This is a genomic window from Acinetobacter sp. ANC 3781 (assembly GCF_004331285.1).
Taxonomy (GTDB): Bacteria; Pseudomonadota; Gammaproteobacteria; order Pseudomonadales; family Moraxellaceae; genus Acinetobacter.
The window spans coordinates 130,017-143,414 of record NZ_SJOH01000009.1; the positions used below are offsets into that span (position 1 = coordinate 130,017).

Annotated in this window: 12 protein-coding genes and 1 pseudogene; 2 read left to right on the forward strand and 11 right to left on the reverse strand. The window is 40.0% G+C overall.

The window, feature by feature from the left end; genetic code table 11:
- Positions 1-27 precede the first annotated feature (27 nt).
- The 10 genes from kdsB to E0H89_RS08630 form a co-directional block, all read right to left on the reverse strand.
- Positions 28-789 (reverse strand): 3-deoxy-manno-octulosonate cytidylyltransferase, encoded by a 762-nt coding sequence (gene kdsB / locus E0H89_RS08585; RefSeq protein ID WP_131216225.1) that lies wholly within the window; start codon positions 787-789, stop codon positions 28-30.
- Positions 790-801: 12 nt separating this feature from the next.
- Positions 802-1,806 carry a tetraacyldisaccharide 4'-kinase gene (gene lpxK, locus E0H89_RS08590; protein WP_131216226.1) on the reverse strand — a complete coding sequence of 335 codons (1,005 nt, stop codon included), beginning with the start codon at positions 1,804-1,806 and terminating at the stop codon, positions 802-804.
- 3 nt (positions 1,807-1,809) lie between these two features.
- The gene (msbA, locus tag E0H89_RS08595; RefSeq protein WP_131216227.1) at positions 1,810-3,537 is read right to left on the reverse strand and encodes a lipid A export permease/ATP-binding protein MsbA; all 1,728 of its coding nucleotides are present in this window, start codon (positions 3,535-3,537) and stop codon (positions 1,810-1,812) included.
- Positions 3,537-3,959, reverse strand: a complete 423-nt coding sequence (locus E0H89_RS08600; RefSeq protein WP_131216228.1) for an ExbD/TolR family protein — start codon at positions 3,957-3,959, stop codon at positions 3,537-3,539. The genes msbA and E0H89_RS08600 overlap by 1 nt, the downstream gene beginning before the upstream one ends.
- A gap of 8 nt (positions 3,960-3,967) precedes the next feature.
- A complete protein-coding gene (locus E0H89_RS08605) occupies positions 3,968-4,606 on the reverse strand; it encodes a MotA/TolQ/ExbB proton channel family protein (protein WP_131216229.1) in 639 nt (212 codons plus the stop codon).
- A gap of 30 nt (positions 4,607-4,636) precedes the next feature.
- On the reverse strand, positions 4,637-5,524 hold the full coding sequence (locus E0H89_RS08610; RefSeq protein ID WP_131216230.1) for a ParB/RepB/Spo0J family partition protein: 888 nt from the start codon (positions 5,522-5,524) through the stop codon (positions 4,637-4,639).
- A complete protein-coding gene (locus tag E0H89_RS08615; protein WP_131216231.1) occupies positions 5,521-6,303 on the reverse strand; it encodes a ParA family protein in 783 nt (260 codons plus the stop codon). Before E0H89_RS08615 ends, E0H89_RS08610 begins: the two co-directional genes overlap by 4 nt.
- Positions 6,304-6,328: 25 nt before the next feature.
- On the reverse strand, positions 6,329-6,961 hold the full coding sequence (rsmG, locus tag E0H89_RS08620; RefSeq protein WP_131216232.1) for a 16S rRNA (guanine(527)-N(7))-methyltransferase RsmG: 633 nt from the start codon (positions 6,959-6,961) through the stop codon (positions 6,329-6,331).
- 84 nt (positions 6,962-7,045) lie between these two features.
- Positions 7,046-7,735: an N-acetylmuramate alpha-1-phosphate uridylyltransferase MurU gene (gene murU, locus E0H89_RS08625; protein ID WP_131216233.1), complete on the reverse strand. Its 690-nt coding sequence runs from the start codon at positions 7,733-7,735 to the stop codon at positions 7,046-7,048.
- Complete coding sequence (locus E0H89_RS08630; RefSeq protein WP_131216234.1) at positions 7,735-8,748, reverse strand: aminoglycoside phosphotransferase family protein; 1,014 nt, start codon at positions 8,746-8,748, stop codon at positions 7,735-7,737. Before E0H89_RS08630 ends, murU begins: the two co-directional genes overlap by 1 nt.
- Before the next feature lie 120 nt (positions 8,749-8,868).
- Between E0H89_RS08630 and E0H89_RS08635 the strand changes: the two genes are divergently transcribed.
- Both E0H89_RS08635 and E0H89_RS08640 read left to right on the forward strand, forming a co-directional pair.
- Positions 8,869-11,328: an LPS-assembly protein LptD gene (locus E0H89_RS08635; RefSeq protein WP_131216235.1), complete on the forward strand. Its 2,460-nt coding sequence runs from the start codon at positions 8,869-8,871 to the stop codon at positions 11,326-11,328.
- The gene (locus E0H89_RS08640; protein ID WP_131216236.1) at positions 11,328-12,632 is read left to right on the forward strand and encodes a peptidylprolyl isomerase; all 1,305 of its coding nucleotides are present in this window, start codon (positions 11,328-11,330) and stop codon (positions 12,630-12,632) included. The genes E0H89_RS08635 and E0H89_RS08640 overlap by 1 nt, the downstream gene beginning before the upstream one ends.
- Before the next feature lie 625 nt (positions 12,633-13,257).
- On the opposite strand, the pseudogene E0H89_RS16715 reads toward E0H89_RS08640, so the two are convergent.
- A pseudogene (locus tag E0H89_RS16715) lies at positions 13,258-13,398 on the reverse strand (RNA chaperone Hfq); the annotation flags it as partial.

Sequence of the window (13,398 nt, forward strand, 5' to 3'; positions counted from 1 at the left end):
AATTAAAGCCCAACCTCATCCCAACTCTTACTCAAAGCAGGAAACATCCATTTCATTAAGACGATCTAAATCCGCTTGCGTATCCACCCCAGGTGGCAAATTAGCTTCTGCAACCGCAATCGCAATACGATGACCATTTTCAAGCACCCGCAATTGTTCCAGGCTTTCCAGTTTTTCCAGCACACCCATCTCCCAAGAGACATATTCTTGCAGCAAATTCACCCGATATGCATATAAACCCAAATGCCGGTAAGCTTGCTGATGTAATTCTTGAAGGTCCTGCTTCGCACCATCACGATCATACGGAATTGTCGCACGACTGAAATACAAAGCCTGGCTGTATTTAGACATCACTACTTTAACAATACTGTCACGATTAAATTCATCTAGACTATGAATCGGCTCACACAAGGTAGACATAGAAGATTCAGGTTGTGATTCCAACAATTGGGCAACCTGTTGCACCAATTGTGCCGGAAGCAAGGGTTCATCACCTTGTACATTGACAATAATGTCTTCACTCGCCCAGCCTTTAATTCGAGCAACCTCGCTTAAACGATCTGTGCCTGATGGGTGATCAGCACTGGTCAGCACCACATCCACACCTTCTGCACGGCAAACCTCAGCAATCCGCTCATCATCGGTTGCAACACATAAATCATCAAAACCCGCGACTTTTTTTGCCTGGTCCACCACCCGTAAAATCATGGCACGACCATGAATTTTCAGTAATGGCTTACCCGGTAAACGTGAACTTGCAAAACGGGCAGGAATAACAATATGTTTCATAAACAACCAACCTTAAGAAATTTGAATACCCAATTGCTGCAATTGCTGATGTAAAACTTCATAACAGCCTGACGAAAGTACAGCCTCAACAGGAACCACCCAAATTTCCCGTTTAAAATCTGGATTTTGTTTTAGCAAAGGCAAAAGTTTTACTGCATCTTTTTCAGTGGTAATGATTGGACTTGTATCTTCAAATTGAAGATCAGTAATTTCATAATCATAATGATCAGGAAATTCATGACATTGAAATTGATGGATACCAATAGACGCTAAAGTTTCATAAAACCGCTGCGGAAAACCAATCCCGACCACGGCATAAAAATTATCAGAGGGATTAAAGGACGGACTATCTTCAGCATTGAGCAAATATGGGGATGCCACTTCTAAATGCATATTTAAAGCAGATGTAGGCGCTGCGGCATGCTCAATAACTGTGCCTGTGTTTAAACGGTTTGGAGGCTCGCGTAAATACCCTTCAGGCAATAGCTTTTGATTACCCAAGCCACGATTCCGATCCAGCACAATCCATTCAATCTGACGCGCTAAAGCAAAATGTTGTAAACCATCATCACTAATAATTAAGTCCAGATCATGCTTGGATAACAAATATTCAATACTGCGCTGTCGGTTTGAACCTACGACCATGGGAACCCCAGTGGACTGGACAATCAAACAGGGTTCATCACCGACAATTTCTGGCATAGATTCCAAATCGACATAGGCTGGAAAAGGACCTTTTCCACCATAACCACGGCTAACCACACCCACCCGAACATTTTGACTTTGTAGATAATTTACCAGCTGAATCAGTAGTGGCGTTTTACCACTACCCCCAACGGTAATATTGCCAATTACCATCACCGGGATTGGGGCTTGATAGCTGGTTTTAATCCCCAGTTGGTAAAGTTTCTTATTCAGTAAAAAACCACCACGATAGATCCATGAGAAAGGTCTAAGCACAATTAACCACTTGGCCTGTTTATTCCAAGCATCCTGAATCAATTGTGCAATTGACATAAATCAATTTTCCTCAAAATTACGCTGATGTAATTGGTAATAAGCGCCATGCTTGGCAATCAATTCCGCATGCGTACCTTTTTCAACAATTGTACCTTTATCCATCACCACAATAAGGTCAGCATTTTCAATGGTCGATAAACGATGCGCAATCACAATGGTGGTGCGATCTTGCATTGCTGCATCAAATGCACGTTGAATATAGTATTCCGATTCGTTGTCGAGTGCACTAGTCGCTTCATCAAGAATCAAGATCGGTGCATTTTTCAAAATGGCACGTGCAATTGCAATACGCTGACGTTGTCCACCTGATAAGTTCAAGCCCTGCGCACCTAATGGCGTATCATAGCCTTGCGGTAAAGCCATAATAAAATCATGCGCATACGCAGCTTTAGCGGCTGCAATAATATCTTCATCGGATGCACCTTCGAGCTGGCCATAGGCAATATTTTCACGAACAGTTCGATTAAATAGCACCACTTGCTGATTCACCATTGCAATTTGGGTACGCAAGGTATTCATATCTAGCGCTTGAATATCATGCTGATCTAAATAAATATGGCCTGAACTTGCTTCCTGAAAACGTACCAGCAGATTCACTAAAGATGTTTTTCCTGCACCTGAACGCCCCACCAATGCAACCGTTTCACCGGCTTTAACATTCAAGTTAAAATCATGAATCGCTTGATGACCATCGGAATAAATTAAATTCACGTTTTGGAATTGAATGTTACCTTTAAGTGCAGGAGCTAAAGTTCCTGTATTTTTTTCTTCAGGTAAATCGAGTAATTCAAAAACTGAATGTGCTGCTGCCATACCGCGTTGTAATTTTTCATTTACATCGGTTAATGCTTTGATTGGTTTGCTTAACATACCCGCTGCTGTGATGTAAGCAACAAACTCACCGGCACTGGTATCACGCAAAATTTCTGGTCGTAATGCAATCCAGATAATAAGCCCCATAGCAATCGACATAATAAATTGCACAACAGGGCTATTGAGCTGTTGTACCACCACCATTTTCAGACCACGTTTTAAGTTTTCAAGCGAATGATCTTTAAAACGGGTTTGTTCATACTCTTGTCCACCAAAACCCTTGACCACTAAATTGCCATTTACAGTTTCTTGCACCACATGGTTAACATCACCCATGGTGTCCTGAACTTGTAAAGACAATTTACGCATACGTTTTGATGCTTGACGGACCAGAAAACCCATCAATGGAGCAAAAATCAGAATAATCAGGGTGAGTCGCCAATTGCTATATAACAAATAGCCTAGCAATCCAATCGTAATCAAACCTTGTTGCACAATAGTTTTCAGGGATTCAGATGAAGCAGCGGTTAGCTGCTCCACGTTGTACATAATTTTAGCCGTGATATGTCCGCTGGTATTATCTAAATAATACTGAGACGGAAGTCTAAGTAATTTAGCGAAAACCTCCTGCCGGATATTAAAAACTAAATTCCGCGAGATTACTGCCGTGAAATAGCCCCCAATAAAGGAACCTACTCCGCGGAAAAACATCAGCAAAATAACCAGGAACGGAAATATAGAAGTAAAGCCTTGATCTCTGTTTTGGATTGCAGTAATGATTTTTTCTAATAATTTTGCAATAGATACTTCTGTTGCTGCACTAATTGCAAAACCGATAAAAACTAATATCGCCACACCCCAAAAAGGCTTCAAATAGCCCAAAAGACGTAGATAGACTTTAAAATCTTGCTTCACTAATAACCTCTAGACGGAACTTTAGTACTAATGTTGATATTAACAAAACCCAGTTGACCTGCGACATCCATCACCCGAATAACATCCTGATGCATTGCTTTAGCATCCGCGGCAATCACGAACATTAAATCACGGCGATCATTAGAAATCTGTTTAATTGCAGTATTTAAATCTGCAATATCTTTACTGTCAATCGATTGGCCGTTAATTGAATAATGCCCTGAAGCATCAACCACTACTTCAACTTTATGATCATATTGCTTAGTCGGAACACCTTGCGCATCTGGCAAGGTTAAATTCATACGGCTAAACTGGTTAAATGTAGTGGATAGCAGTAAAAAAACCAAGATAAACAGCAAGCAGTCGATCATGGGTGTCAAATTAATATGAATATCTTCAACTTGTGCGCGTTTGAATTTCATTTTCCACCCTAACCTGCTTTTCTCATATCTTGTTCTTTATCTGTAGAATTTTGATAGAAAAGTGCTGCATGAAATAAGGTCGATTGTTGCTCAAGTTCAGCAATATACTCTTGCACCAGACGCTGAAAATAACGATAAGCAAATAATGCAGGAATAGCAATAAACATCCCTGCTGCAGTGGTAATCAATGCTTTTGAGATACCCGGAATCATTAATGTCGGGTTGCTGTTGGTGCCCAAATCAATTACCAAAAATGATTCAATAATCCCCAGAACTGTACCCAACAAGCCTAATAGTGGCGCAACTGCACTAAGTGTGCCCAAAAAATTAATATTCTTTTCCAAATAGCCAATTTCTTGAGAGGCTGTCGTTTCCATCTGCGCGCGAGCATACTGCTCATTTTTATTTTTACTTTGATATCCAGCAGTAAAGATGCGTCCTAATGTACTACTTTGCAATACGTTGTCCTGCTGTAATTGTTGTATGACAGCATCGGCAGTCTGAGTGTGATTCAGCAACAATGCTTTGGGCAAAATCATCGATTTTTTTAACCGAATAAAGCGCTCAATGGTAATTGCTACTGTAAAAATCGAACATAAGACCAAGGGCAGCATAAGCCACCCACCTGCCTTGACTAATTCCCACATGTTTTTTTCCCCAAGAAAACCAATAAAAAATTATTCTGCGAAACAAATATTCAAAATACCATCTAATTCATCCAGTGAATGATATTGAATAACAAGTTTTCCTTTGCCTTGCTTATTATGATCGATTTTTACATCTGCACTAAAACGTTCTGCTAAACGCTGAGTCAACTGCTGGATATCGGGAGCGATATCCTCTTTGGCTTTTTCTTGTTTAGGCGTGTTTAACTCACGTACCAGTTGCTCGGTTTGACGCACGGATAGACTTTTTTCAATCACATGCTCTGCAACTTTCAGCTGATCTTTGGCTTTTAAAGTTAAGATGGCGCGCGCATGCCCCATATCAAGCAGACCTTGCTGCATGAAATCTTTGACCGATTCAGCCAAAGTCAAAAGACGCAATAAATTACTTACTGTCGTACGGGCCTTACCGACTGTATCGGCAATCTCCTGATGACTTAAACCAAATTCTTCATGAAAACGTTGCAATGCCATGGCTTGATCAATTGGATTCAAGTCTTGACGTTGAATGTTTTCAATTAAGGCTAATGCAATGGCAACCTGATCGGTCAAGTCACGGACAATTGCCGGAATTTCAGTTAATCCTGCAAGTTGTGCAGCACGCCAACGTCGTTCACCGGCAATAATTTCATAGGGGAATTTTTCATCCTCGATTGGACGAATAACAATGGGTTGCATTACCCCATGTTTTTCAATAGAAGCAGCGAGTTCTTGAAGATCGGGTTCATGGATAAAACGACGCGGTTGATATTCACCACGTTTCAGCAAATGAACATCAATCTGCTTTAATTGCCCATGATCTAAACCTTGAGCTTCCATCTGTAATTTTTCTTTCTGGATTGATCCAAGCAAGGCATCCAAACCACGACCTTTAGCTAATCCGCGTTTTTTTGTGGTCATGCTTTAATTCCTTTTTTTACTTTACTTTTCTTTAACACTTCAGCCGCTAAATTTAAGTAAGCAACTGCACCTTTTGAATTTTTCTCAAAATAAATAATCGGCAGACCATGCGCAGGTGCCTCAGCCAAGCGAACATTACGCGGAATCACGGTGTCATACAGCTTCTTGCCAAAATATTGCTCAAGTTCTTCTGATACATCACGCGTCAACGCATTCCGTGCATCGTACATGGTGCGCAAGACACCTGTAATCTGCAAATCCGGATTGAGTGCCTGCTGAATACGGTCAATGGTTTGGGTTAAATCTGCCAAGCCTTCCAGTGCATAATATTCACATTGCATCGGAATAAGTACACTATCAACTGCTGCCAAAGCATTTACGGTAATCAGGCTTAAGCTTGGGGCGCAGTCGACAATAATATAATCAAAAGAATGCTCTATTTCTTTTAATGCTTCACGCAAAATAAATTCACGACCATCCTGTTCTGCAATCGCAAGCTCTACCCCAGCCAAATCACGGTTTGCACCTAAAACTTTATAACCGACTTCCGCTTTGCTAATTGCTGTTTCAATGGGAACTTCACCCAATAAAACATCGGTTACCGAATACAGAAGATCATTTTTTTGGATACCAGACCCCATCGTGGCATTCCCTTGTGAATCCATATCCACAAGTAAAACGCGCTTCTTTAACACAGCTAACGATGCTGCCAAATTTACTGCGGTTGTGGTTTTGCCTACACCACCTTTTTGGTTCGCAATCGCAATAATTTGTGCCATGGTAACCCCAACCCTTCAAAAATAATTAAATACGTTTTAATAAAAGCAGATGACGTTGTTCGTCCAAACGTGGGACTTTTAACGCAATAATGTCACAACTGAATTCAGTTTTGAATGCTTCAACTTCCTCATGAGGAATCAAACCTTTCATCGACGCGATAATACTATCGTGATGCATATAGGGTTTTGAGGCATTTATAAAGTCAGTCAGTGACGCGAAAGCACGACTGGTAATCACATCAAATTGACCCAAGTCATTAATACTGTCTTCATTTTCGACACGAGTTTGGACTGCAATCACATTTTTTAGTTTTAAGTCTGCAATAAACTGTTTCAAGAAACGAATTTTTTTGCCATTTGAGTCGAGTAAAACACATTCACGTTCTGGCTGACATAATGCAATGATTAAGCCCGGCATACCCCCACCAGTACCAATATCCAGCAGACGTCCAGGTGGCAAATCTTTTAAAATACTCAAGCTATCCAGTAAATGTTTGACCAACATTTCTTTCGGATCACGAATAGCCGTTAGATTATAGGCTTTGTTCCACAGCACAAGTGCATCTTGATATTTCAGCAATAGATTTAATGCTTCTTCACTCAAATCTAAGCCAAGCTTTTGACTATCTTGCTTTAACTCTTGAAAAAAAGGATGCATAAACAAGCCAACTCAATAAAATTAAACTGAAGTATACCGATTTCTATTGCGTGGAACAGTAGCCAACGCTTAGCGATTATGCACTTAAACGTACATCCCCTGACGAATCTGTAGATCCAGATCACTTAATCGTTCAGGTGTGCCAACATCTACCCAGGCTGCCTGCATTTTTTCGGCGGAAATCTTTCCATTTTGCATGGCCTGTTTCAACAGCGGCGCAAGCGGTCTTTTACCTGCTTCTAATCCATCAAACATTTTTGGATGAATTACAGCGATCCCACTATAAGTCAGTGCCTCACCTGTCTGTTCTTGCTCAAAGGTATAAGCACGACCATTTGATAAGGTAAAATCACCCTTTGGATGTTGCACTGGATTGGTCACGAAAACCAAATGGGCAAGGTCTTGTTCAAGCGGGATATGCAATAAATGAGCAAAATCAAAAGTGGTCCACACATCCCCATTCACTAAAATGAAGGGTTCAGTGCCTAATAATGGCAAGGCATTAATAATACCGCCCGCGGTTTCCAAACCTTGATCTTCACGTGTCCACAAAATTTTAACGCCAAATTGCGAACCATCTCCTAAGATACCAATCAGGACATCGGCCAACCAGGCAGAATTGATAACAATTTCCGTCACCCCCATTTGTTTTAATTTTTCGATATGCCAAACAATCAGGGCCTTACCACCCACTTCCAATAAAGGCTTAGGTTTATAAAGGGTTAAAGGGCGCATACGAGTACCCTGACCTGCCGCTAAAATCATAGCTTTCATTAGGCAGCAACCTCATATGCACCGTATTTAGCTTCAAATTTCGGCATCACTTTAGTCTGGATAAACTGCATAAAAGGTTGCAGCTCTACATAATCTTTACTTTCTTCCAGTAAATACCACATCACACGCGGTAAATCTTTCAAGTAACCTGTTTTTCCATCACGCTCAAATAAACGCACAAAAATGCCCAAAATTTTAATATGACGCTGAATCGCCATCATGTCTGCATCACGTTTAAACTGTGCAAAATCACGATTTTGTTTTGCTTCTGCAGGCAGTAAATCATAGAAAACTTTAAACCATTGATAAACCTGATCTGCGTTCCACTGTACATAAGCATCACGGGTAATCGAGATTAAATCGTAAGTATCGGCACCAATCACGGCATCCTGGAAATCAATTACTCCAAGATCAGTCTCTCCTTCAATTTTCATCAGATTACGACTGTGAAAATCGCGATGCACAATCACTTGCGGTTGCGCCAGTGCTGCATTGGCCAAAATTGCGAAGGTACGTTTAATTAATGCCTGCTCATCTTGAGTCGGTTGAATATTTAATGAAGGCAACATCCAGTCTGTGAGCAATTCCATTTCAGAAATGAGTTTTTCATAGGAATAAGCCGGGAAATTTTCTGTGCCATCAATTGCCTGCAATTCGATCAACTGTTTAAAGCTTTGTGCGTAATAGGCATCAACCGTGTCATCGTTAAGCAAGGTGGAGAGCAAAATATCACCAAAATCTTCTAGCAATAAAAGGCCTTGCTGCAAGTCTTTAGCGACAATATGCGGAACACGAACGCCATGACTATGGAAAAACTGGTCAATCGTGACAAAAGGCACACAATCTTCTTTTTCTGGTGGTGCATCCATGAGCATAAATGTTTTATTATTCAACTTGATTCGTGCATAACGACGGAAACTTGCATCGCCTGGCAAAAAATTAATTTCAAATTGATCTGAATCAAGTACAGATGTAATCCATGTATATATGATTTGTTCACGTTGTGTTTTCATTTGCGATAAATTCTAAAACAGGCTGAGTTTTTAAAGTACTAAGTGTAGCCACTTATAAACTTTTTCTCTATGATGCGAGAATAATTAATTGCGATTAAGCATACTTGGTTAATGAGACAAATGAAGCATCAGTTTAAATTTAATCCTTTAGCGACTGCTATCTTGACCCTTCTATGTGGCAGCTCGATTTCAAGCTATGCTGAGTCCACACTTCCAGCTTCGACTGTCGACAATCAGAAAATGAAGGACAGCATTCAGGAAGTTTATCCGGGGCAACAATTTTTTGAACAATATTATGTTGACAAATCATCACCTGAAGCTCAGCAACGTCAGGGACAATATTTAAGTTCCGCCTATTGCCAAGGTGCCTGGGTTACCCCGATTGGCCCTGAAACCAAAGCCGTTGATGCTTCCGACGCCACGTCAGTGGTCACTGCCGATTATGGTCATTACGACCCTAATGGTGACTCTGTGCTTCAAGGCAACGTACTGATTGATCAACAAGGCCGTCAAATTCGTGCCGATAAAATCACCATTGATCAGACTCAAACTTTTGCCAATGCTGAAGGCCGTGTACAAATGGCCCAAGCGGGTTTACTCGCACAAAGTGACCAAATCAATTACAACTTAAAAACCCAGCAAGGCGATTTAAAAAACAGCTTTTATATTTCAGAAGAACAACATGCACATGGGCATGCAGAAAAAATTGCCCGTACTTCTGAAAATGTTGTGGTAATGAACAATGCCACCTACAGCACCTGCCCGCCGGATGAAACGCCAACTTGGAAAATTCAAGCAGATAAAATTACTTTAAATCAGGAAACCGGTCGTGGTGAAACGCGTGGAACCAAGCTATATGTTAAAGATGTTCCCGTCTTAGCCGTTCCTTATTTTAATTTTCCGATTGATGACCGTCGTACAACAGGTATTTTGACACCAAGTTTCGGCTTTACTAACGATGGTGGTGTAGAACTTGCTGTTCCAGTATATTTAAATCTGGCACCAAATTATGATGCTACCGTTACGCCGCGATATATTGCTGATCGTGGGGCAATGCTTGAAGGTGAATTCCGTTATTTAACTGAAAACTTCGGCACAGGTATGATCTGGGGGGGTTATTTAGCTTCAGATGACAAATACGATGGTCAAGACCGTAAAGACTTACACCTATTACATCAATGGCAAATTAACGAGCAGTTTTCTACCAATCTAGATTATAACTATGCCTCGGATAAAGACTATTTCGCTGATTTAAATAACAACCCTAACTCTAAGACCGATTTAAACTTACGCCGTGCCTGGGAGCTGAACTATAAAAATGGTATTCCCGGCTTAAAAGCCCAGTTAAAAGTTGAAGACTTCCAGACACTGGATAAGACAGTTTCTGATGAAGACCGCCCTTATGCCCGTTTACCCCAGTTCCTGTTAAATTATAAAACAGGCAACCCGTTGGGTTTGCAATACGAATTCAATAACGATACCGCTTATTTTAAAAAAGATATTAATCTTTCTAATACAGCCAATCCAGGCTCCTTTGAACCAAGCGGCACCCGTATTTATAATGACTTTGCTGTTCGTTATAACTACCGTAACCCATGGTCATTTGTTATTCCTGAAGTATCGATTCGTAACGTCAACACTTTCTATGATCAAGACACCATTAATGCCAATCAGAACACCAATTCTTCAAGTGAGAATCAATCGGTAACTGTGCCGCAATTTACTTTAGATACTGGTCTGACCTTTGAAAAAGATGGGAAGTACCTGCAAACTCTCACTCCACGTGCATTTTACGCCTATGCACCGTATAAAAACCAAGAGGGTTACCCAAATTTTGACTCGGCAACTGCATCAATCAATTATGATCAATTGTTCAGCCCGCGTCGCTTTTATGGTCATGACCGTTTAGAAGACAACAATTTTTTATCTTTAGGTCTAAGTTATAGCCTATTTGATGAAATTGGTCTGGAACGCTTAAAAACCAGTATCGGACAAAGCTTTTACTTCGAGGATCGTCGGGTAAAACTCGATAATCAATCTGATGAGTTTGATACTGAACGTCATACCGGTCCTGTTCTCAGTGTATCGAGCCAGCTTTCCCAGAATTTTAGTATTGGTGCAAATTCGGCTTGGATGTCAAATGGCGATAATGCTCAACGTGACTTGCAGCTGTATTACACGGGCGATCAAGGTAATCTGTATAACGTCGGTTACTTCTATCGTAAAGATATTCCAAACCGACAAAAGCAATATGACCAAGTCGTTGCATCTTTCATTCAGCCTGTATCTAACAACTGGCGTATTATGGGACATGCTCAATACGACATAGACAACAACGTCGCGCGTGAATACCTATTGGGTGTAAATTATGAAGCATGTTGCTGGGGCATTTCGGTATATGGACGCTCTTATTATAATGACCTAGATGATGTAAATGCGGAAGGCGTAAATGCAAAACGCGCCATTATGGCTGAAGTCAGCCTGAAAGGTTTAGGCGGTTTCAACAAAAAGCTTTCATCATTACTAGAAAATCGTATTCTAGGTTTTAATAAAATTAATCAATCTTGGACAGAACGTTAATGAAGACAATACAGTTAAAACATTTTTTCAAAGCGACTGCTCTTGCTTTAGCCCTTTCTTCATCAATGGCTACATTCGCACAACCAACAGACGAAGTTATTGCTTTGGTAGATAATAGCGTCATTTTAAAAAGTGATTTAGATCAAAGTATTGCGGAAATAAAATATCAATTAGAAGCTCAAAAAAAATCAGTTCCACCAGCACAATATTTGCAACAACAGGCACTTGACCAACTGATTATTCGCCAGGCCCAACTTGAGCAAGTCAAACGCTATAACATTAAGCCAAATGAAAAAGAGCTGAATGAAGCAGTCCTTAAAGCAGCCAATCAATCAGGTAGTAAAAGCTTGGAAGCGTTTCAGCAGAAACTGGATGCTATTGCCCCTGGCACTTATGAATCGCTACGTAACCGTATTGCAGAAGATTTAGCGATTAATCGTTTACGTCAGCAAATCGTGATGTCACGCATTAAAATTAGTGACCAAGATGTGGAAAATTTTTTAAAAACTCCGCAAGGTCAAGCAGCATTAGGCCAGCAAGTTCATGTCCTGCATGTTCGTATTTCGGGTGATAAAAATATTGAAAAAGTTGCAGAACAAGTAAAGGCTGCGTTAAAAGACAGTAATGATATTGGTGCAATTGATAAAAAATTCACAGCCAATGGCGTAAAAGTCGAAAGTGCAAATATGGGCTTTCGTAATCTGTCAGAGATCCCAGGTGAGCTTGCAGCACGCGTAAGCCCGCTACAGGTTGGGCAAACTACAGACTTGATTAAGGTTCAAGATGGTATACATGTTCTAAAATTGTTAGAGCGTAAAGGCGCAGAGCAAAAAGCCATCGTGCCTCAATATCAGGTACGTCATATTTTGATTCAACCCTCTGAAGTCGTCAGTCCTGAAAATGCAAAGCAACAAATTGACAGTATTTATAATCGCTTAAAAGCTGGTGAAGACTTTGCAGTACTTGCATCAACCTTCTCTAATGACCCAGGCTCTGCTCGCGATGGGGGTAGCTTAGGTTGGGTAAACCCGGGAGTTATGGTGCCTGAATTTGAAGCTCAAATGAAAAAGACACCTGTAGGTCAAACTAGTGCCCCATTTCAGTCCCAATTCGGCTGGCATATTCTTCAGGTGACAGATACTCGCCAAAAAGATATGACGCGTGAATATCAAGAACGTATGGCACGTCAAATTCTGGGTGAACGCCAGTTTGATGCAGAGTTAGATAGCTGGTTACGTGAAATTCGTAGTAATGCTTTTGTCGAGATTAAAGACCCAAATCTAGATCGTAAAAAGAATAAATAAACTTAATTGAGTTAGAGTTAAAAAAACCAGTTGCCATAAGTAACTGGTTTTTTTATTGCATAAATATTTAAGCCGTCTTTACATCAAAATTGGGCGAATTCATTTAGGTTTCGTTTATATTTTACCAGTGGAGTCAGATGAAAATATAAAAGAGCAACAAAATTTTCATTGTTCCACTTTTGTCTGTCTTATGAGAAAACTTGGAAATTTATGGGTTGGAACTTCATTCACAATTGATTTCAATTGGTTGCTATTTACATCTAGTGGCAAATAATTTTTTGGATTGTCTCCATTGATCTTCTTTAAGATATTTTGACTTTTTATATTAGCAATACAATTATATGTTTGAAAAAATTTAATGAATGAATAGCCATTCTGAATCAATATTTTTTATTTAAAACTAAATATCTCAACAATTTATTACTTGGAGGTCAAAAATAAACCTTCTTAATTATTGAGTGGGATTTAGCCATAAAGTTAAGAAAATCTTTCTAAAAACAAATTACTCAAATATTATTTTACCGATTGAATTTTACACAAGCATATATGCACAAATTAACTTTAAAACCATAAATATTTAAATAAAAAAAACCTCTCACAAGGAGAGGTTTTTAAGAATTAACAATTAACGATTATTATTTTCGTCATCTTGAGAATCTTCAAATTTTGTTTCGCCTTCAAACCCAGGGTTTGATTGACCACCGAAGCCACCTTGACCACCGAAGCCGCCAGTTTGACCACCGAAGCCACCTTGACCACCGAAGCC